Source organism: Deinococcus aestuarii, from assembly GCF_018863415.1.
GTDB classification, from domain to species: Bacteria; Deinococcota; Deinococci; order Deinococcales; family Deinococcaceae; genus Deinococcus; species Deinococcus aestuarii.
In genome coordinates, this window is record NZ_JAHKSN010000032.1 from 19,463 (window position 1) to 39,729 (window position 20,267).

Below are 20,267 nucleotides of genomic sequence, written 5' to 3' on the forward strand. Positions count from 1 at the left end.
AGACGGTAGTGGGTGTCGCCTTCAGGTTGTGGGCTTGAAAACCCGCTCAGGCTCCAATCCTGCGGAACACTGGTGTTGAGGTCTTCTGCCCTGTGCTCACCCGTGGGCATGGCTACTCAGCATCGCTCTCAACGCCACCCACCGTTCCGTGTTCAGACTCACGTCCCCCGGCAGCGTCACGCCCGCCTGCGCCCGCGAGCCTTCCCGCACGTCAGGCTTCCTCCTCCTGGCGAGGTCGTACACGCTCTTACGCTCGGTGACGATATGCAGCACCTCGTCGGTGATCTCGGGGGCGTGGCGGACCGCCAAGGCGACCTGCGGCGCGATCACGTCCACGTAGTCCTGCCCCGTGAACACGTCGCTGAAGGCCACCGGGTACTGGAACTCGCGCGGGCGGAAGCTGGTGCGCAGAATCAGGTGCCGCCGCGCCGCGCGGGCCGCCTCCTCCGCAACGAGCTTGGTCAGCGAGTAGTAGTTCACCACGGGGCCGGGCGTGTCGTCCTCGCGGTAGTTTCCCGTTTCGCCGTGAAACACGTAGTCCGTGCTGATGTGGACGAGCTTGGCCCCGACCGTGTTGGCGGCGGCGGCCACGTGACGGGTGCCGACCACGTTCACCCGCCAGCAGCTCTCCCGCTCCCGCTCGGCCCCGCCCACGTTGGTGTAGGCGGCGGCGTGGACGATCACCTCGGGTCGCTCGCGCTCCACGGCCCTCATGACGCTCGCCGCGTCCGTCACGTCCAGCTCGGCGCTCGTGGGGGCCACGATGTCCGGCAGGAGGGTGCGCAGTTCCGTTCCCAACCGCCCGCTTCCGCCCGTCAGCAGAATTCTCATCAGCCCCGGTCCTCGGCCCACAGGTCCTCCCCGAAGTGATTCCAGGGGAGACGGCCCTCGTTGGGGTCTTCGATGTTGAACTGGGCGTCCATGCTGTAGAGCAGGGTGGCGCCGTCGTTTCCGGCCTGGTAGCCGTGCGCCACGCCGCTGGGAATGTGCACCAGCGTGGGCTGCTCGCCGCTGAGGACCAGCTTGCGCCGCACGCCGAGGGTGGGGCTCCCGGCCCGGCAGTCCACCAGCCAGACGGTCAGTTGCCCGCCGATCACACACCAGACCTCGTTCTGCTCTTCTTTGACGTGAATATGAAAGGCGTTCACCCGTCCCGGCGCCGCCCACGACACGCTGATCTGGCGGGGCACCAGGGCTCCGGGGAGGCCCTGCACCCCTTCCTCCCCCAGCCGCAGGTACTCCATGAAGGCGCCGTTCTCGCTCCGGTTCTTGCGGAGGGCGTGCGTCCAGACGCCCCCGATCTGGGGCGCGGGCGGGTAGGTCTCGAACTTGAGGATGTCTGTGAATTCGGGGGCCAGCTCGATCTTCATGGGTGCGTCCTGCCTTCCCGGGCGAGCTTGAGGAGGTAGCGCCCGTACTGGTTCTTGGCGAGGCGCTGCCCCTGCTCGCACAGGGCCTCGGTGCTGATCCAGCCGTGCCGCCACGCGACCTCCTCGGGCGAGGCGATCTTGAGGCCCTGGCGGTGCTCGATGGTCTGGATGAAGTGGCTGGCCTCCAACATACTCTCGTGGGTGCCGGTGTCGAGCCACGCGAAGCCCCGGCTCATCACCTGCACGTCGAGCAGCCCTTCTCGCAGGTACGCCGTGTTCACGTCGGTGATCTCCAGTTCCCCGCGCGGTGAGGGCCGCAGCCCCCTGACGATCTCCACCACGTTGTGGTCGTAGTAGTACAGCCCGGTCACCGCGAAGTCCGACTTCGGGACGGCGGGTTTCTCCTCGATGGACAGCGCCCGGCCCGCCTCGTCGAACTCCACCACCCCGTAGCGTTCGGGGTCCCTGACCTGATAGGCGAAGACGGTCGCGCCCAGGGGCCTGCGGCTGGCCGCCTGCATCAGGTCCGAGAGCTCGTTGCCGTAAAAGATGTTGTCCCCCAGGATCAGGGCACTCCCCTGCCCCGCCACGAAGTCCTCGCCGATCAGGAAGGCCTGCGCCAGCCCCCCCGGCTCGGGCTGCACGGCGTACTCCAGCCGCAGGCCCCACTGCGATCCGTCCCCCAGGAGTTGCCGGAAGCGCGGCGTGTCCTCGGGCGTTGAGATGACGAGGATGTCGCGGATGCCGCCCAGCATCAGGGTGGTGAGCGGGTAATAGATCATCGGCTTGTCGTAGATGGGGAGGAGTTGTTTGGAGACCGCCAGGGTCGCCGGGTAGAGCCGCGTGCCGCTGCCCCCCGCCAGGATGATGCCCCGGCGAGAAGAGGCGCCGCCCACAGGTTCACCCGTCATCGGCCCGTGTTCCCCGCCAGACGCTCGGCGTACTGCCGGTCGTAGTACTCGCGGAACTCGCCGCTGCGGACCTTTTCCCACCAAGGGCGGTTCTGGGCGTACCAGCGTGCCGCCTCGGCCACGGCCTGCCGGGGGTCGTACCTCGGCGCCCAGCCCAGCGCCCTCAGTCTGTCCACGTTCATGGAGTAGCGGCGGTCGTGCCCCGGGCGGTCGGTGACGTGGCGCACAAGATCACGACTGGCGCCCAGCGTCTCCAGCACGATGTCCACCATCTCCAGGTTGGTCATCTCGCGGCCCGTGCCGACGTTGTAGACCTCGCCGATTTCGCCGTGGAGCAGGACCGTCTCGATCCCGGTGCAGTGGTCGTACACGTGAGCGTAGTCGCGCATCTGCCGCCCGTCGCCGTAGACGGGCAGCGGCTCGCCGAGGATGGCGTTCGTGCTGAACAGCGGCACCGCCTTCTCCGGGTACTGGTACGGCCCCACGTTGTTCGCGCCGCGCGTGATCGTCACGGGCAGGCCGTAGGTAATGTGGTACGCCTGCACGAGCTGATCTGCCGCCGCCTTGCTCGCCGCGTAGGGGCTGCGAGGGGCGAGGGGATCGGTCTCGACGCTCTGGTGGCCGTCGGGGATGTGGCCGTACACCTCGTCGGTGCTGATGTGGTGCAGCCGGAGACCCAGCTCGCGGGCCACCTCCAGCAGGACGTGGGTGCCGCGCACGTTCGTGTCTGTGAAGACGAGCGGCCCCAGAATGCTCTGATCCACATGCGTCTCGGCGGCGAAATTGACGATCAGGTCGGTGGCGTTCTCCCGGCAGGCGGCGCGCACGCTGCCCAGGTCTGCGATGTCGCCCACCACCAGCGAGAGGTTCGGGTGGTCCCACAGGTCATGCAGGTTTTCCTTCCGGCCCGCGTAGGTTAGCTTGTCGTACACGACGACGCGGCTTTCCGGATGCTGGCCCAGCCAGTAACGCACGAAGTTGCTGCCAATAAAACCGCAGCCTCCCGTCACGAGCAGGTTCTTCACAACTTCTCCTTTGTCTTCTGCTGGTCCCAGTGGTAGCTGTGCATACTCAGCTTTTTCTTGATGGACAGAGAAAGCATCCGGTGACGCTTACCCACCTGGAAGCCTGTGAACTTGGCTGCGGCTTCGGCAACCACCCGCGGTAGCAGCTCAACCCGCCCATGTCTCAGGACGTACCGAACCTGCTCATATACAAATCGGAGTCCTTCACCACTCACTCTAGCTCCCGCCAGCTCTGGTCCGGCATCAGCCAGAAAAGCTCCCACATCGAAGTTGCGACGGAACTGCTGCTTGAGGGTGTAGTCATGTGAATGGATGACTTCGGCCTCCGCGACGTACCTGATACGGTGTCCAGCCCGTAGAAGTCTAGCGGCCAGTGTCATGTCCTCATTCATGATCACGTGTTCCGGAAAACCGCCCACGCTCCAGAAGGTGTCCACCCGAACGGCTGAGCAGACGTTGGAAAAGAAGAAGGCCTTAATGCCCATACGGGTGATATCTGCCTCATCGCGAGTCCGGCTGGTATCTGGGTAGTTGAAATAACGCGAGAACTTCTCCAGCAAAGACGCCTCCGGCCTGGGGAGCTGACGGGCGAAGGTCGCCACCGCTTCCCCGGACACGATGGGGCCGACCAACTTCTCAAGCCATCTTTCGTCAACCGCATGGGCGTCCTGGGTCAGAAAAACCAGAATATCGGAGCCGACCGCAAGGCGAGCACCGAGGTTACGGGTCCCACCATGATTGAAGAACGCTTTGGGGATGCGCACAACAGTGTAACCGATCCCTTCCAGCATCGCCGCACTCCCGTCGCTTGACTCAGAGTCGATAAAAAGAACTCGTTCCGGAAGATAGGTCTGTATAGAAAGTGCAGAAGTCAAATTAAGTATATGAGGAGTGGCATTAAGGGTAGGCACAACGACCATAATAGACTGTCTACTTCGACTAACGTTACTCATACAAAAAGCACCCAGGCAAGATTTTTCAGAAGACCGGACTTGAAAAACTTGTGCCTGACGAGAGAATAACGGCGTGAAGGGTAAGATAAATTCGGCAACTCGGAGTAGATTCTCGCCAATTCTACCCAGGAACTGTCGACATAACGCTGGGCGAAGGCACCTGCCTGTGCCGTACTCTCCAGCAAAGAAGTCCTGATCTGTTCTCTGTACTGAGACTGTTTTACCGGATTGATTGCAAAACGTTTGGCCCCTACATTATTGTCACGGTGCTGCCTATACAATACCGTCACCTCGGGAAGCCAGACGACCTTACCGAACGCACAAGCAACCATCGCCAGCCACCAATCATGCATCACGGCTCGATAGGGGATCGGCAGAGCTACCTTCAAGAGCGCCCGATTAACCATCATTGCGCAGCCAGTCACAGCGTTCTGGGTCACGATCAAGTTAAAATGGTCTCCCCAGCGTGGATCTATTGCCTGGTAGGACCAGAGTGAATCAGATATGGGACTGCCTGCCTCATCTATAAGACTCAAATCACTGTGAACAAGCAGAGGAGTATCCACACCATAGACGCTTTCATAGAATTGGATAACCTGTTCGAACCGGTCGAGTTTACCCGGCATCCACACGTCGTCCTGGTCCGCACAGTAGACATAACGTGCCGAGGTCTGGCCCAGCAGGAACGCGAAGTTCTCCTTGGGTCCTCCAGCAGGAGGATGGACCAATAGGCGGACCATGCTCTCCCGTCCCGCGATCCTTCTGAGCAGCTCCTGGGTTCCATCCGTGGACCCGTCATCGTGCACCAGCAGCTCATCACGTTCACCCATCTGAGACAAAATACTTTCGAGTTGCTGTTCCAAAAACCGTTCACCATTGTAGGTAGCAAGGACTATCTGTCTGTCAATCTGTGATCTCATTGTGCCTTCCTAAGTGAAAAAACTCCCCTACCGACCCTGCTTCTGTAAGCTGTTGATAATTTATGGATAAATATAAGTATGATGGTTGTAATGATAAAATACACCACTCTCGTTGAAAAGATGCTGTTTGTTCTGAGTTGATCGAGCAGTAGTGCATACAGCGCTGGGTACAATAGGACTCCCCAGGGGTTTAGTGAAATGTAAAGACTGTACAAATAATGTATGAATAGGTACGAAAATAGGATTACAAATAACCCCCATACACCAAGGTCTAGGAAGGAATATCCGTAAATGCTGAATGTATTATAACGCGGGTCCACGCCTAGGCGTGCGGCATACGCGAAATCATCCTCCCTGCTTTTGATAGGAACATGACCAAATACACCCTCATAGACCGCCTGCGTACCAAAGGCCTCACTAAGAAGAGGAACACCAAACGTGGACCTCAAGGTCCAATATAGGGGCTGACCGGTTCTATTCTGCGAGACAATCGTCGAGCCATGACTGAGCGATACAGAGTAGTACTTTCCCATTTCCTCGAAGCCACGCCCAAGGTTATCTCCATACCGTGCCGCCTGTAACCCGGCCACCCCAACAATAAGGAGCACACCAGAGATAAGCAAACCCATAAGTAGTCTGACACGCAACCTCGAAAGTAGGGCCGATGTTAGCATAATGGAGACAAGGGTATCCAAGAAGAGGATCCGAGCTCCATATAGGTTGGAGGCAGCGAACAGAAGCATTACAGGTAGCGCCAGCATAAGAAGTGACGAGCGGATGCCTTTATGCAGTACTAACGGCACAACAGCCACAGGCAGAATGTAATTTAAACTGATGAGATAACTGACCGTCCTGGGAGCATTATACTGCACATCGATGATAAATTGGGTACGGCCGAAATTTGCAATGGCGTTGGTCAAACCGCCGTACAACTCCACAAGTTGCCCTATAAGAAGTATATTTCCCAGGGAGACCATTACTATCAAGACAACGGATGCTTTCCATACCAACGGACCAAAGACAGTAGAAGCGGGTACCTTGAGCCTACTAGCCAGGCGCTCCCACAGGAGCGCATAGACTAAATATACGATTGCTGGAATCGAAACGAAAACAACATATGCAAAGGTGAATGACGATTTCCCCCAGATCAGAACAAGGGCGAGCACAGTCTGAAGGCTGATGATCCAGATGGGATTGAATACCAGCGCGAAGGGCTTCTTATAACTCATTATACGCTTCCAAAGTTTTTTGCCCTACGTCAGGCCAGGTCAGAGAAGGTGGGAAGGGTGGAGCGGGAAGGTTCTGGGAGAGGGCTTTTATTAAGGCTGCCCTCAAGCTCACTACGCTGTACGGCGTGCACACGAAAACATGTTCCTCTAACCAGTTGCCGAAATAGGTATCGACCGGGCAGAATTCCCGGGATGACACGACGATCTTGAGCCCGGAAGCCAGGGCTTCCAAGCTACTCAGCCCGGGAGATTCCCGAAAAGAGGGTAAGGCATGGACTGTATGCTCGTGCATAAGCTTGACCATCTCCTCCTGTGGCAGATGATCTTCTATCAAAGTGACGTTGTGTCTGGCCGCCTCGGCCCTCACGCGTTGGTTATATCTTAGATGATGACCTGCCCGGCCAATCAGGGTCAACTTCACGTCGGGCATCTTTGCCACCGCGCGTATCAGGGCAAGCTGGTTTTTGGTTGGCTCTATGCGCGCACAGCAGATGACCCCTGCTCTTCTGGCTGAGGGCTCCGGCCTGAAGATGCCGGTGTCCACCGCATTCATCACAACACGGTGAGGAGGCAGGTTAATGCCGAAGTCCCGCCGCAGGCACCTCATCTCTTCCTCCGAATTAGGCAACAGGAGATCGGCCGCCCTGATGGTGTCTCGTATCTCCGACAACCACCCCGAGCGGAAGGTCTTCACAGCTACCCGGAAAAACGGATGACTCAACGCCCAGAGTGGGTTGGGAACACCGAAGAAGCTGGAGAGCAGGCTGCTCTGTTGTGCGTGACTCAAATCCCACCATATCGTGGAGAAAACTGTGGGCTTACCGGCATGACGGGCCGCACGCAAAGCCGGCAGGGAACTTCTGGGCGTCTGGGCGTTAAAGACATGCACGATATCCGACCACTTCAGACTCTCGGCGGTCGGTTGACCAAGCCGGACCTGGACGCCCAACGCTTCCAGAGCAGCCGCCGTCTTTTGCAACTGAATAGTGTCTCCCCCAGGACGCGTAAGGGCGTCGGGCCGGGTTATAAATAAAACTTTCATCATAAAATCCCTGGAACACCTACCTGTCGCCTTTGTTTCCAATGAGACCAAACCCGCCACCCCAGGAGGACAGCAAGCGTCAATTCGCCAATCACCAATCCACAGGCTACGCCCCAGAAAGATAGACGGTGGGACAGAACCAAGAACATCGCAAAGGCGAACAGGCTGCTGATTGTGAAGGCGGTCGCGTACCAGGACGCTTCCCCGACATTGGTGAGATACTGGATTCCCAACAGATTGTTTAACACGCCAAAGACCACCCAGGGACTGAGCACGAAAAGAACATTGGCAAATCGCCTGTAATCGGCACCAAATAACCACTCCACACCGCCCAGCTCTGTCGTTACGATCATCAGGGCGGCCAACACGATTGATAATGTCAGGAGAGGAAGACCAAACCGCCGGAGAACAGACAGGCCTTCTTGGTACGAGGCCGTGAAGCTGGCGCTCACACGCGGGTAGATAGTCTGAGTCACAGGCGTGAGCATGCTGGCGACCCCTTTGCCTACACGCTCCACTGCCGCATAACCTCCGGCGACTTGGGCTCCCGCCGTGGCGCCGAGCACCAGAATCCCCGAGTTGGTCAGGAGGGTGCTGAAAATCGCGGTCTGGAAAATAGGCCAGCCGTCCGACAATTCGGTCCGCATACCGGCCAGGGAAGGGCGGGCACCTCGGCGGGGAGTCAGTTGCCCCGCCCTCCACAGCGCGAGGCCAACAGGCAAAGCGGTCCCGAGTGTCTGCGCCCAGAGGGCCACACCTACGTCCTGAGCCGAGCGCACCAGCGCCAACGTCAGGGCAGCCGCACTCACCCTCGCCGACAGCACCACCACACTTACCAGCGTCATGCGTTGGTAGCCCTGAAAGAGCCACAGCGGAGTCAAAGCATTCCCCAGAACCAGGATCCCGAGAGCCAGGGCTATCGAGGGCGTCAGCTTCAGATAGGGAATAAAGCTCACGGCCAGACACATCCCCACGGTGGCGAGGAGCGCCAGGATTATCCGGGAGGACATCACATTCACGTACACGTCCTGCACCTCCTGACCCTGCTCCAACATCGCCGCTACCTTACGCGTCGCCGACAGTTGAAACCCATAGTCAGTCAGGACCAGCCCGTAGGTGGCAATCGTCTGAAGGGTCGCCAGCCGCCCATAACCAACGACACCCAGGGTGTTGGCCAGGAAGGGAAGGAGAAAAAGCGGTATGACATAATTGGCAATCTGGACGATGTAGAGGGCACCGGCATTGCGAGCAACGTCAGCGCTTCTGGGTTTGGCTCTCAATATGCACCCTTCCCCCGAATGACCACCCGCACCGTCTGGAGCAGGATCACCATATCCAGCCACGGGCTCCAGTTGGTGATGTAGAAGTGGTCCATCCCCACCCGTTCCTCGTAGCTCGTGTCGCTGCGGCCGTTGGCCTGCCAGTAGCCGGTCATGCCGGGCCGCACCTGCTTGTACACGGCGTAGATATCCCCGTACTTGCAGACCTCGGCCTGCACGATGGGGCGCGGTCCGACCAGACTCATGGTCCCCAGCAGCACGTTGGCGAGCTGCGGGAGCTCGTCGAGGCTGGTCTTGCGCAGGAAAGCACCCGCCCGGGTCACGCGCGGGTCGTCCTTGAGCTTGTGGGTCGCCTCGAATTCGGCGCGAAGGTCCGCGTCGGCGTCGAGCATCTCCCCCAGCCGGGCCTCGGCGTCCTGATGCATCGAGCGGAACTTGAAGCAGTCGAAGGACCGCCCGTCACGGCCCAGACGGCGGGCCCGGTAGACGATGGGGCCGGGGCTGTCGAGCCGGATGGCGAGCGCGATCAGCACCAGCGCGGGGAGGATCAACAGTCCCCCCACCCCGGCGCCAACGAGGTCCAGGGTCCGCTTGATGCCGCGCGCCTGGAGGCTGCGCAGGTTGTTGCGAATCTCCACGCTGGCGAGGCTGCCGATGTTGTGCGGCTGGAGGGCCTGGTTGGGCACCCCGAACAGGTCGGGAATCACCCAGGTGATGGGAAACGCGCTGTACACGCTGTTGACGATCCGCTTCTGGGTCTCGGCGCGGGCGCTGGGAATCGAGATGATCGCCTGCTCGGTGCGGGGCTCGGCGAGCGCGAGGTCAATCGGTCCGATCACCGGAACCCCGTGAACCCGGCGGCCGTGCAGCGCGGGATTGTCGTCATACGCGGCGACCGGCTTCAGGCCGTAGGAGGGGTGGGTCTGAAGGTGGGCAATGGTCAGCGCGGCGGTGTGCCCGGCCCCGATCACGCTGACGGCCCGGCCATACCGGCCCGCCCCGACCAGCAGGCCGCGCACCGCGTACCGCACGAGCAGGGCCAGGGGTAGCGCGAGGGCCCATTCCATCACCACGCCGATGGCGCTGGGCGCAAAACGGGGCAGGGCGAAGGCGGCGGCGACCTGCACGACCGCGATTTGCAGCGTGCCGGTGGTATGCAGGCGCAGTTCCGTCTGGGGCGAACGGCCATACCCCGGATACAGTCCCTGGTAGGTTCGCCACAGCAGCCAGACCCCCAGCCAGATCAACGTGGTTTTCAGGCTGACCCGGCCTTGATCCGTGAAGCTGAGCAGGGCATTGGTCAGGGCGTGGGCCAGCAGCACGCTCGCCGCGTCCCCCAGGATCAGCGCCAGCGATTGAAACAGACTTCGCAGCCAGGCCGGCGCGGCGCGCTGGCCGGCGCGGGCGAGCGGCGCGGGGGCGGAGCGTTGAACGCTCATGATCAACGGGCTTCCTTGGTGCGGGGAGCGTAGCCGTAGCCGTAGGTCCGGACCTCCTGGTTGGAGGCGTCCACCTTGTTGATGATAAAGCCCATCACCGCCAGCCCCGCGCCCTGCGCCCGCCGCAGCACCTGCCGCACCGCCTGGAGGCTCGTCTTGCCCTCCTCGGTGACGAGCAGCACCGCGTCGGCGTGCTTGCCGATGACAAGCGCGTCGGCGATGGCCAGCAGAGGCGGGCTGTCGATGAGCACGAGGTCGTAGTGCTGACCCCAGCGACCCAGCAGACTCCCGAGGTCGGGGCGGTTGAGCAGGGTCAGGCTGTCGTGCAGTCCCGGACCGGCGGGCAGCACGTGGACCCCCTGCTCCGCCTCCATCACCTGAACGTTCTCGGGGGCGCGCAGGGCGTCTTGAAAGGTCCGTGCCCCGCCCGTCCCGCTGAGCTGGTGCCAGACGTGCTCGCGCTCGTACTTGTCCCACACCTCCTGCTGGGTGCCCCGGCGCAGGTCCGCGTCGATGATCAACACCCGCTTGCCGCTCTCCGCCAGACCGTCCGCCAGGGTGGCGGTGAGGCTGCTCTTGCCCTCGCCGGGCACGGTGGAGGAGATCATCACCCGTCTGCCGGGCTGGTTGCCCAGACGGCCCAAGAGGTTGACCCGCAGGAACCCCACCGCCTCGTAGAGCCCGGCCTGCCGCGCCGCCCGCACGATGCCGCTGAAGACCACGTCGCGGCGGCGCAGCCGGGGAATCGAGCCCAGCGTGGGCAGCCCGAAGTTCAGCAGGTCCTCCTCGCTGCGGACGGTGCGGTCGAGGACGGTGCGCAGCGCCGCGATCCCGGCCCCCAGCAGCAGCACGAGCAGCCCGGTCAGGACGGCGTTGCGCAGCGGCTTGGGGGCGACGGGTTCGAGCGGGGGCACGGCGGGTGCGACGAGTTCGAGCGAGCCGGTCGCGCCCTCGGCCTGGATCGTCGCCTGGGCGAGGTTGCGCTGGGCGCTGGCGCGGGCCGCCACCAGGGTCTGGCGCTCCAGGTCACTCAGGGTGCCCGCCGCGAGCTGACGGTCGACCTCCGCGAGCTGGGCGCGCAGGCTCGCCTCGGCGCGCTGGACGCCCCGCAGGGCCCGGCCCTGGTCCCAGTTCAGCAGCGCCTGCGCGGTGATGTCGGCGAGCAGGGTGGCCGCCTGGGCGCTCGGCCCCTGGGCCGTCACGGTGTAGATGCCGTTGCCGCCCGGATCGAGGCGGCTGAGCAGCTCGACCGTGCGCACGTCGCGCTTTTGCAGCTCCTCTTGCAAGTCGCCCGCAATCTCGCTGCGCACGGCGGGCGCCAGTTGGAGCTCGGCCCGCACCCGCCGGATCACCTCGCCGAGCACGATGGGGCCCTGCAACGCCTCCTGAAGGGCCCCCTCCGGAAGGGGCGGGGCGGTCACCTGCGAGTCGCGCAGGGTACCCACGTCACCGTTGCCGGTGGTGATCAGGCTGGACGAGGCCTCGTACACGTCGGGCTGGGCCCGCGACCAGAGGTACACCGCGAGTGCCAGCGCCAGCGCCGTGAGCAGGATCGCGGGGAAGCGCCGCCGGACGCCGTGCCACAGCGTTCCGAGATCGACCTCGTTTTCCGCCTCGCGTCCGGAGCGGCCCGCCGGGTAGACCTCCGGGTCCCGTTGCATGATCACGCGAAGCGCTCCAGTTCCGGGTGCGCCTTGAGCTGCTGCACGACCTTCTTGATGTCCTGGGTGCGGTCCTTGCGCACGACCAGCGTCACCTCGGCGGTGCGCACGACCACCACGTCCTCCAGCCCGATGGTGGCGATCAGGTCGTCGCCCTGGGTGGTGTAGAGGATGGCTCCCCCGGTGTCCAGGCCCACATGCCGCCCGACCGCCACGTTCGCGTTCTCGGTCTTGAGAAGCCGCTCCAGCGCATTCCAGTCGCCCAGGTCGTCCCAGCCGAACTCGGCCGGGATCACGACCACCTGGTCGGACTTCTCCAGAATGGCGTAGTCGATGCTGATCTTCTCCAGCGTCGGGAAAACGGCACGCACGCCCGCGAGCGAGCGGCCCTGGCCCACCGCCTCCCTCAGGCGCGTGTACATCTCGGGCTGGTGCCGCTCGAAGGCGGCGAGGACCGAATCCACCCGCCAGAGGAACATGCCGCTGTTCCAGGTGTAGCGGCCGTCGGCGAGGAAGGCCTGGGCCCTCTCCGCGTCGGGTTTTTCCGTGAAGCGGCTCACCGCGTAGGCGGGCAGGTCGCCGCCCAGCAGTTCCTCACCCGCCTGGATGTAGCCGTAGCCCGTGGCCGGGTAGGTGGGGGTGATCCCGATGGTGACGAGCCGCCCAGTCGCGTCGGCGACCTCGATGGCCCGGCGCATCACCCGGTCGAAGGCCTCGGCGTCGGTCACGCGGTGGTCCGCCGGAAAGACTCCCATCACCGCCTGCGGGTGCTCCTGCGCCAGCCGCAGCGCGGCGTAGAGCACGGCGGGAGCGGTGTCACGCGCCACGGGCTCCACGAGCAGATTCTCGACGGGCATGTCTGGCAGGTGGTCGAGGACCTGGGTGCGGTCGTCGCCGCCCGTCACGACCATCACACTCTCGGGTTCCCCGCTCACCCGGCACAGGCGGTCGCTCGTCGCCTGAAGCAGGCTGCGCCCCGTCTCGTCGAGGGTCAGGAATTGTTTGGGGCGGTTGCGGCGCGAGAGCGGCCAGAACCGCTCGCCGCTGCCGCCCGCCAGAATGACCGGGACGAACGCCGTCATACCCGGGCGCCCCAGACCCAGAGACCCTGTTCCCGGCCGCCCTGTGGCCCGGCCCGGGACGTCTCGACATTTCGCATCGGTCCGCGACCTGCACGTCGTGCCGCCAGACCCCGTCTAGAATTTCTCATCGCGTCTCCTGAAGAAGCTGCCCCAGCGGGGCCATCACCTGAACGTTATAGCAAGAGAGCCAACCCTTGGGGAATGCCGAGCAGGGCCGCCCTCACCCCGTACTCAGCCTCCGGTCAGCTTGGCGCTCAAGCCGTGAAGGGCGGCCGCCCGTGAGGGGGTGGGGGCCGGGGGTGAGCCTTCCCTCACGACCCGGTGAAGGGGTGAGGGCCTACACTGCCCAGCATATGAAGGCGATCATCCCCGCTGCGGGCCTGGGCACCCGGCTCCGCCCGTTGACCTTTACCCGTCCCAAGCCCGTGCTGCGTGTCGCGGGCCAGCCCATCATCCGGCACGCCACCCGCACGCTCGCCGACGCCGGAATCACCCAGATCGGCGTGATCGTCTCGGAAGTCACCCGTGAGGAGATCGGGGACGCCCTGCGCAAGGTCGAGGGGATCGAGGTCACCCTGATCGACCAGCACGAGCAGCTCGGCCTGGGCCACGCCGTCATGATGGCGCGCGAGTGGGTGGGCGGGGACGATTTCTGCGTGTACCTGGGCGACAACCTCTTCGAGTTCGGCGCGCGGCCCTTCGTGGACCGGTTTCGCCGGGAGCGGCCCACCGCCCTGATCGCCCTGGTGGAGGTGCCCGACCCCACCGCGTTCGGGGTGGCCGAGCTCGACGGCGAGCGCATCACCCGCCTCGTGGAGAAGCCCAAGAATCCGCCGAGCAACCTCGCGGTGGCGGGGCTGTACTGCTTCACGCCCGAGGTCTTCGGGATTCTCGAACACCTGCCCCCCTCGGCGCGCGGCGAGTACGAGATCACCGACGCGATCCAGGGGCTGATCGACCGGGGCGGGGCGGTCCTCGGGCAGCGGGTGGAGGGCTGGTGGAAGGACACGGGCCGCCCCCTCGACCTCCTCGACGCCAACCGGCTGCTACTCGAGCGCATCGAACTCGACGTGCAGGGCACCGTCACCGACTCGCGCCTCACGGGCCGGGTGGTCGTCCCCGCCTCGGCCCAGGTGATCCGCAGCAAGATCGTCGGGCCGGTGATGCTCGGCGAGGGCGTGATCATCGAGGACGCCTACATCGGCCCCTTCACGAGCATCGGGCGTGACAGCGTGATCCGCAACGCCGAGGTCGAGCACAGCGTCATCGACGCCGAGGCGCGGATCGAGTGCCTGAGCACCCGCCTCCAGGACTGCCTGATCGGCGTGCGCGCCCAGGTGCGCGGCGGGCGCAAGGTGCCGAGCACCCACAAGCTCACCCTCTCGGACGCCAGCGTGGTCGAACTGGCGTGACCGACCTTAGGCGCCTTCCCGAAGGGTTGGTGGCCCCGGTGGACGACGGCGCCTGCGACCACCTGCCGGGCAGGCGGCTGCCGCCCGTCTCCCTGACCGCGACGGACGGGAGTGTGGTGGACGTGTCCGCCCTGCCGGGGCGAACCGTGCTCTACGCCTACCCGCGCACCGGGCGCCCCGGAGAACCCCTGCCGACGAGCTGGGACGTGATCCCGGGCGCGCGCGGCTGCACGCCGCAGTCCTGCGCCTTCCGCGACCACCACGCCGAGCTGCGGGCGGCGGGGGCCCGCGTCTTCGGGCTGAGCACCCAGGATTCGGCGTACCAGCGGGAGGCGGCGGGGCGGCTGCACCTCCCCTTCCCCCTGCTCTCGGACGCGGGGCTGGACTTCACCCGGGCGCTGGGGCTCCCCACCTTCACGGCGGACGGGATGACCCTGCTGCGGCGGGTGACGCTGATCGTGCGGGATGGGGGGGTCGAGCACGTCTTTTCCCCCGTCTTCCCGCCCGACCGGAACGCGGCGGATGTGCTCGCGTGGCTGGAGGCGCACCCCGCCTGAGGCGCGGCCGGAGCGTGCCGGGAACGCGGTGACGGGGGGGCGGCGGGCCTATCATGGGGGGATGACCGATACGCCCCGTCTTCACCTGGGTTCGCTGCTGCGGACGTCTTCGGACGCTCACGCGGCGGGGAGCCTGGGTCACCTCAGCTACGAGCAGGGCAGCGAGACCCAGACCCTGCGCTTCGTGCGGCCCGCGCCCTTCCGGGTCGATGTCAACCCGCTCGGCGGAAACGAGATGTACCTCCAGGGCACCTTCGCCCCCACCCTCGTGATGGAGTGCGCCCGCTGCCTGCGCGACGTGGAGGTGCCCCTCGACCTGCGGCTGGGCACCCTGCTGCGCTACGACCCGTCGGTGGCCGAGCCGCACCTGGAGGAGGCCGAGACGGGCGAGGAGGTCCTCGTCTTCGGCGACCCCGACCTCGACCTGAGCGCCTACCTCGCGGAGACGGCGCTGCTGCAAGCCCCCCTCACCGTCCTGCACGCCCCCGACTGCAAGGGCCTGTGCCAGGTCTGCGGCCACGACCTCAACGAGGGGCCCTGCGAACACATGGCCCAGGTCCCGGTCGAGGAAATCGACGACCTGCTGGGCTCGCCGGAGGGGTCGGTGCACGCCACCCAGAACCCCTTCGCCGCCCTGCGCGACCTCAAGCTCCCGGAGGACTGAGGGTGGCCGGGCAAGAGGCGCCGGAACTCACCCACTTCCGGGACGGCCTGCCCCGCATGGTGGACGTGAGCGGCAAGGCGAGTACCCCGCGCACCGCGACCGCCGAGGGCTGGGTGCGCCTGCCCCCCGAGGCGCGGGCAGCGCTGGAGGCGGGCGCAGGCCCCAAGGGAGACCCCCTGACCGTCGCCCGGCTGGCGGGGCTGGCGGGCAGCAAGCGCACCGCCGACCTCGTGCTGCTGTGTCACCCCATTCCCGTCACGGGCGCCGACGTGCAGGTCACGCTGGAGGAACAGGGCGTGCATGTCGTCGCCACCGTCCGCACGACCGCGCCCACGGGGGTGGAGATGGAGGCCCTCACCGCCGTCACGGTCGCGGCGCTCAACGTCTACGACATGCTCAAGGCGGCGAGCAAGGCCATCGAGGTGACGGGGATTCGCCTGCTCGCCAAGACGGGCGGGAAGAGCGGCGACTACCGGGCGCCCGGCGTCTAGGCAGGAGCCGGGAACCCGGCCGGGCGAGCGCGCGTAGAGGGATCGTATGGCCCTGGACCACGACCTGTTGGAGTTGCTGCACTGCGAGGCGGAGGGAGACCTCACCCCCGCCGAGCGCGAGCGGCTCGTTCAGCTCGGTCACCGTCCGGAGGTCGAGGACCTCCGCCGCCGTCTCGCCCGGACGACGGCCGCGCTGAGCGCCCTGGAACGTCCCCTGCCCCGGCACCCTTGCGCGGCGGAGGTCGCCGGGGAGATCTCGTGGAGCGCGCGGCTGCACGCCCCCGCCACACCCGGTCTTCCCGGGCGGGTGGCCGCGCTCGTGGCGGCGGAGGTGACCCTGGACGCGCGCCTGGCCGCCTCGCCCCCGCCCGGTCCGGCCCGCAGCGTGGCGGGGGAGGTGGCGGAACGGGTGCGGATGGCGGCCCTCCTCGCCCCTCCCCCGCTGGTGCCGGGCGTGGCCCCACGGGTCGCCCCGGAGATCGCGTGGGCGGCGCGGCTGGACCGGCCTGCCCCGGCCCTGCCCGTGGGGTTGGCGGGGCCGCTGGCCTCGCGGATCGCCCGGGAGGCGGCGCCGCAGGTCCCGGTGCCGGACGCCGCCCCGGCCCCCGTTTACAACCCCGCGCCGCTGCTGCTGGTGTCGGGGCTGCTCGCGGGGCTGACGCTGCTCGCGGTCACGACCGCGTGGCCGAATCTGGCGGCGGGGGCAACGGTCCTCCAGACGCTGGTGGCGCAGGTCTCGCCGCTGGCGGGGGTGGGGCTCGCCCTGCTGCTCGCCGTGAGCGTCCTCGTCGCGTGGCGGCCCACGCCCGCCGTGCAGCGGTTCGGGGCGGGGGCCTTCGTGCTGTGCGCCGTGCTGACGCTGCCGCCCCTGTACGAGGCTTTCGGGCGCAGCGGCGTGACGGTGGGGCACGACGTGACGGTGCGCGGTCCCGTGAGCGGCAACGTCATCGCCGTCGGCGGCCACGTGACGCTCGCCCCCGGGGCCCGGGTGGACGGCGAGGTGATCACCCTCCTCGGCGACGTGCGGCGCGAGCCCGGCGCGCGGGTGTCGGGCCGGGTGAACGCCCTGCTGGGGCACGCGCCGGGGGACGCGACCGCCCTGGAGACGGCGCCGCCCCCCGGGCTGAGCCTCGCCACCGCCACCGCCTTCCGGCCCCTGCTGGGCTGGCTGGGGGGCGCGGCGTGGAGCCGGGTCTTCGTGGTGCTCACGGGCGCCATGCTGCTGCTGCTGTTCGTGGCGGGGGTCGCCCCCATGCTCGCCCGCCGCCAGCGTCACGCGCCGCTGCGGACCCTCGCGCTCGGGGTGCTCGCCCTCGCCGTGTTGATCGGCCCGGCGCTGGGGCTCGCGCTCGTCGGGCTGCTCGTGCCCGCGCTGCTCGCCACCGCCTTCGCGCTGCTCACCGTCGCCACCGGCCTGAGCGTCACCGCCTACGACGCGGGCCGCGCCCTCGCTTACCGCCTGCGCCTGCCCCTCCCCGACGCGGTGGGCGCGCTGCTGGGGCTGTGCACCGTCGCCGCCTCCCTGAGCGTGCCGCCGCTGGCCCTCACCCTAATGCTCGTGGGCGGCGCGTGGGGCGCGGGCACCCTGCTCCTCACCCGCCAGGGGCAGGAGGCGGGAAGAGGCGCGCGGGCGTAGCGGACAAAAGGGACAGGGCCGGAGCATTCACACTCCGGCCCTTCCGACTCCGCGCTCCTGAAGGGCTCAGTTCAGGATGCGCTTGAGGTGCAGGTAGATCTCGTACCAGTCCTGCTTGTCGCGGGGACGCTTGCCGCGCAGCTCGATACGCGACAGGGTGCGAACCCAGTCGGGCGTGAGCTGACCGCCGAGCGTGGGGTCCGCCACGAGGTCGGCGAGCCCCTTGGGCAGCGCCCCCTCGGTCGAGTCGCCATAGAACTCGACGCCTTCGAGCAGGTCGTGCACCGTGATGGTGTAGGCCCCCGCCAGCGTCTGGAGGGTCTCCAGGCTGGGGTTGGTGCGCCCGCGCTCCAGGTCGCTGAGGTACGGAACGCTGATCCCGGCGGTCTCGGCCACGTCCTTGAGCCGCAGCCCGCGTTCGCTGCGCAGTTCGCGGAGTCTTTCGTGCAGTTTCATCTTTCACCTCCTTGGCTGCGGCGTCGCCTCGCCTCCCCGGTTCCTGCCGGGCAGGACGGGAAGGTGTGCCGCCTGGGGGCGGAGCCGACCCGCCAAAGGCAGTTGCCTGTGGGCAGAATGGGCCACCCTTGATCGGAGTGTAACACCGGCCCCCGGTACGGTCAATACAGAATCAGGTCCTCTTCTTCTTGCCTCCCCTTAGACAGTCTGCTATTATCGTAATCAAAGGATGAATTTGCAGCTCAGCCGCAACGCCCGGTTGTGGCTGAGCATTCGAGGAGGAGGGCGGCCTATGCGCGCACTGGACATGATTGCCGAGAGTATCCGGGTCGGGTACGTTCACCCCACCACCGTCCTCAACACCCTGATCGAGACCGAGAACGAGGGCGGGCTGGGGGCCGTGCGCCGGGTCGAGCGCCATCTCACAGTCGGGAACCTCGCCCTGCGCGAGCGCGGTCACCCCCACCAGGAGCTCGCCCAGCTTTGGCTGGGGGCGACCCGCGCCTACCTCGTCACCCAAGCGGAGCGTAGGCAGGCGGTGTAGGTACGGGCAGGGCAGAGGGCCGGGGTCAAGCTGCCCCGGTCCTCTGCCTTTTCTCTTCAGCCCTCCGCCTTCAACCCGTAGATGTCCTCGTACTTCGCGTGCAGGTAGGCGACGTAGGGATCGGCGGTGAGGGGGCGCCCGGTGGCCCGTTCGGTGAGTTCGGCGGGCGTGAGGCTGCGGCCGTGCCCGTGGACGTGCCGGGCGAGCCACGCGAGGAGGGAACCGTACTCGGCGCGCCCGACCCCCGCTGCGACCTCCGCGTCCCGCCTCGCCGCCTCCAGGAGCTGCACGCTGAGGAGGTTGCCGAGGGTGTAGGTCGGGAAGTAGCCGATCAATCCCGCCGACCAGTGGATGTCCTGCAAGACCCCCTGCGCGTCGTCGGGCGGCGTCAGGCCCAGGTACTCCCTCATCTTCGCGTTCCACGCCTCCGGCAGGTCGGCCACCCGCAGCTCGCCGCCCAGCAGGGCGAGTTCGAGTTCGAAGCGCAGCATGATGTGGAAGTTGTAGGTCACCTCGTCGGCCTCCACCCGGATCAGGCTGGGCCGGACGCGGTTGACGGCCCGGTAGAGCGTCCCCGCGTCGAGGCCCGCCGTGACCTCGGGTGCCACCTCCGCGAGGGCCGAGAGGTAGCGTTCCCAGAAGGGACGGGAGCGGGCGAGGAGATTCTCGAACATCCGCGACTGGCTCTCGTGGACGCCCAGGCTGGCCCCCGCCGACACGGGCGTGCGTTCCCAGCGCGGCGCCACCCCCCGCTCGTACATCGCGTGCCCGGTCTCGTGCCAGGTGCCGAACAGGCAGGCGGGCCAGTACTCCTCCACCCGGGTCGTGATCCGCACGTCCTCGCGGCTGAAGTTCGTCTGGAAGGGGTGGGCGCTCTCGTCCTGCCGCGAGAAGTCCGGCCCCAGCCCGAACGCCTCGCCCGCCACCCGCCACGCGAAGGCCTTCTGCGCCCCGAACGGAAAGGGGCGGGTGAGCACGCCGTAGTCCGCCGCGTCCCCCGCCGCCGTGATGCGCCGCAGCAGGGGGAGGGTGCGGTCGCGCAGGTCGGCGAAAACCTCCCGCACCTGCCGGGCCCGCATCCCCGGCTCGTACTCGTCGAGGAGGGCGTCGTAGGGGTGGTCCTCGTACCCCAGGAGATCGGCCTGGCGCCGGGCGAGGTCGAGCATCTTTTCGAGGTGGGGCGCGAAGGTGGCAAACTCGCTGTGCTCGCGGGCGTGGAGCCAGGCGTGGTGCGCCTCGTTGCGGGCACGGGCCGCCTCCTCGACAAACCCGGTGGGCAGCCGGACCGCCTTGTCGAGGTCGCGGCGGGTCACCCGCACGACGGCGGCGTCCGTCTCGTCGGCGGGGGTGCCCACGGCGTCCAGCAACTCGGCGGTGCGCGGGGAGGTGAAGAGTTCGTGCGCCAGCCCCTCCAGGGTCGCCATCTGGAGGCCCCGCACCCGGGCTCCCTCGGGGGGCATCTGCGTCTCCTGGTCCCACGACATCAGCCCGGCGGCGGCCTCCAGGTCGCTGACCTGCCCGAGACGACGCTTCAGTTCGTCCATGCTCATGCCCGCAGCCTAGCGCCCGGCGGCGGCGCTACGTCATTTGGCGGG

At 66.3% G+C, this 20,267-nt stretch carries 20 protein-coding genes; 6 read left to right on the forward strand and 14 right to left on the reverse strand.

Going from position 1 to position 20,267, the window contains the following annotated elements; translation table 11 throughout:
- Positions 1-96 precede the first annotated feature (96 nt).
- The 12 genes from IC605_RS23185 to IC605_RS23240 all read right to left on the reverse strand — a co-directional run bounded on the left by IC605_RS23185 (position 97) and on the right by IC605_RS23240 (position 12,912).
- Positions 97-831 carry an SDR family oxidoreductase gene (locus IC605_RS23185; protein ID WP_216329450.1) on the reverse strand — a complete coding sequence of 245 codons (735 nt, stop codon included), beginning with the start codon at positions 829-831 and terminating at the stop codon, positions 97-99.
- Entirely contained in the window at positions 831-1,370 is a 540-nt protein-coding gene (locus IC605_RS23190) for a dTDP-4-dehydrorhamnose 3,5-epimerase family protein (protein ID WP_216329452.1), read from the reverse strand. The genes IC605_RS23185 and IC605_RS23190 overlap by 1 nt, the downstream gene beginning before the upstream one ends.
- Positions 1,367-2,281 carry a glucose-1-phosphate thymidylyltransferase RfbA gene (rfbA, locus tag IC605_RS23195; RefSeq protein ID WP_216329454.1) on the reverse strand — a complete coding sequence of 305 codons (915 nt, stop codon included), beginning with the start codon at positions 2,279-2,281 and terminating at the stop codon, positions 1,367-1,369. The genes IC605_RS23190 and rfbA overlap by 4 nt, the downstream gene beginning before the upstream one ends.
- A complete protein-coding gene (rfbB, locus tag IC605_RS23200) occupies positions 2,278-3,306 on the reverse strand; it encodes a dTDP-glucose 4,6-dehydratase (protein ID WP_216329456.1) in 1,029 nt (342 codons plus the stop codon). The genes rfbA and rfbB overlap by 4 nt, the downstream gene beginning before the upstream one ends.
- Positions 3,303-4,226 carry a glycosyltransferase family 2 protein gene (locus IC605_RS23205; protein WP_216329458.1) on the reverse strand — a complete coding sequence of 308 codons (924 nt, stop codon included), beginning with the start codon at positions 4,224-4,226 and terminating at the stop codon, positions 3,303-3,305. Before IC605_RS23205 ends, rfbB begins: the two co-directional genes overlap by 4 nt.
- A 29-nt stretch (positions 4,227-4,255) precedes the next feature.
- A complete protein-coding gene (locus IC605_RS23210; protein ID WP_281416519.1) occupies positions 4,256-5,179 on the reverse strand; it encodes a glycosyltransferase family 2 protein in 924 nt (307 codons plus the stop codon).
- The gene (locus tag IC605_RS23215; RefSeq protein WP_216329462.1) at positions 5,176-6,408 is read right to left on the reverse strand and encodes a hypothetical protein; all 1,233 of its coding nucleotides are present in this window, start codon (positions 6,406-6,408) and stop codon (positions 5,176-5,178) included. The genes IC605_RS23210 and IC605_RS23215 overlap by 4 nt, the downstream gene beginning before the upstream one ends.
- A complete protein-coding gene (locus IC605_RS23220; RefSeq protein ID WP_216329465.1) occupies positions 6,398-7,387 on the reverse strand; it encodes a glycosyltransferase family 4 protein in 990 nt (329 codons plus the stop codon). Before IC605_RS23220 ends, IC605_RS23215 begins: the two co-directional genes overlap by 11 nt.
- Before the next feature lie 62 nt (positions 7,388-7,449).
- Positions 7,450-8,730: an oligosaccharide flippase family protein gene (locus tag IC605_RS23225; protein WP_216329466.1), complete on the reverse strand. Its 1,281-nt coding sequence runs from the start codon at positions 8,728-8,730 to the stop codon at positions 7,450-7,452.
- Positions 8,727-10,169, reverse strand: coding sequence for an undecaprenyl-phosphate galactose phosphotransferase WbaP (gene wbaP / locus IC605_RS23230; protein ID WP_216329468.1), 1,443 nt, complete (start codon positions 10,167-10,169; stop codon positions 8,727-8,729). Before wbaP ends, IC605_RS23225 begins: the two co-directional genes overlap by 4 nt.
- A 2-nt stretch (positions 10,170-10,171) precedes the next feature.
- Complete coding sequence (locus tag IC605_RS23235; RefSeq protein ID WP_216329496.1) at positions 10,172-11,830, reverse strand: tyrosine-protein kinase domain-containing protein; 1,659 nt, start codon at positions 11,828-11,830, stop codon at positions 10,172-10,174.
- A 2-nt stretch (positions 11,831-11,832) separates the two neighbouring features.
- The gene (locus IC605_RS23240; protein WP_216329471.1) at positions 11,833-12,912 is read right to left on the reverse strand and encodes a mannose-1-phosphate guanylyltransferase; all 1,080 of its coding nucleotides are present in this window, start codon (positions 12,910-12,912) and stop codon (positions 11,833-11,835) included.
- Between the two features lie 353 nt (positions 12,913-13,265).
- On the opposite strand from IC605_RS23240, the gene IC605_RS23245 reads away from it, so the two are divergent.
- From IC605_RS23245 to IC605_RS23265, 5 genes are all read left to right on the forward strand, one after another.
- Positions 13,266-14,324 carry a glucose-1-phosphate thymidylyltransferase gene (locus IC605_RS23245; protein WP_216329473.1) on the forward strand — a complete coding sequence of 353 codons (1,059 nt, stop codon included), beginning with the start codon at positions 13,266-13,268 and terminating at the stop codon, positions 14,322-14,324.
- Complete coding sequence (locus IC605_RS23250) at positions 14,321-14,881, forward strand: peroxiredoxin (protein ID WP_343216704.1); 561 nt, start codon at positions 14,321-14,323, stop codon at positions 14,879-14,881. Before IC605_RS23245 ends, IC605_RS23250 begins: the two co-directional genes overlap by 4 nt.
- Positions 14,882-14,942: 61 nt before the next feature.
- Positions 14,943-15,545, forward strand: a complete 603-nt coding sequence (locus IC605_RS23255) for a DUF177 domain-containing protein (protein ID WP_216329474.1) — start codon at positions 14,943-14,945, stop codon at positions 15,543-15,545.
- A 2-nt stretch (positions 15,546-15,547) separates the two neighbouring features.
- The gene (gene moaC / locus IC605_RS23260; RefSeq protein WP_216329476.1) at positions 15,548-16,036 is read left to right on the forward strand and encodes a cyclic pyranopterin monophosphate synthase MoaC; all 489 of its coding nucleotides are present in this window, start codon (positions 15,548-15,550) and stop codon (positions 16,034-16,036) included.
- Positions 16,037-16,082: 46 nt separating this feature from the next.
- Positions 16,083-17,672 (forward strand): polymer-forming cytoskeletal protein, encoded by a 1,590-nt coding sequence (locus IC605_RS23265; RefSeq protein WP_216329478.1) that lies wholly within the window; start codon positions 16,083-16,085, stop codon positions 17,670-17,672.
- A gap of 66 nt (positions 17,673-17,738) precedes the next feature.
- Here IC605_RS23265 and IC605_RS23270 read toward each other — a convergent pair whose 3' ends face one another.
- Positions 17,739-18,128 (reverse strand): helix-turn-helix domain-containing protein, encoded by a 390-nt coding sequence (locus IC605_RS23270; protein ID WP_216329480.1) that lies wholly within the window; start codon positions 18,126-18,128, stop codon positions 17,739-17,741.
- Positions 18,129-18,420: 292 nt separating this feature from the next.
- Here IC605_RS23270 and IC605_RS23275 point away from each other — a divergent pair, with 292 nt between their 5' ends.
- Positions 18,421-18,672, forward strand: coding sequence for a hypothetical protein (locus tag IC605_RS23275; RefSeq protein WP_216329482.1), 252 nt, complete (start codon positions 18,421-18,423; stop codon positions 18,670-18,672).
- A 56-nt stretch (positions 18,673-18,728) separates the two neighbouring features.
- Here IC605_RS23275 and IC605_RS23280 read toward each other — a convergent pair whose 3' ends face one another.
- Complete coding sequence (locus IC605_RS23280) at positions 18,729-20,222, reverse strand: carboxypeptidase M32 (protein WP_216329484.1); 1,494 nt, start codon at positions 20,220-20,222, stop codon at positions 18,729-18,731.
- Positions 20,223-20,267: the final 45 nt, after the last annotated feature.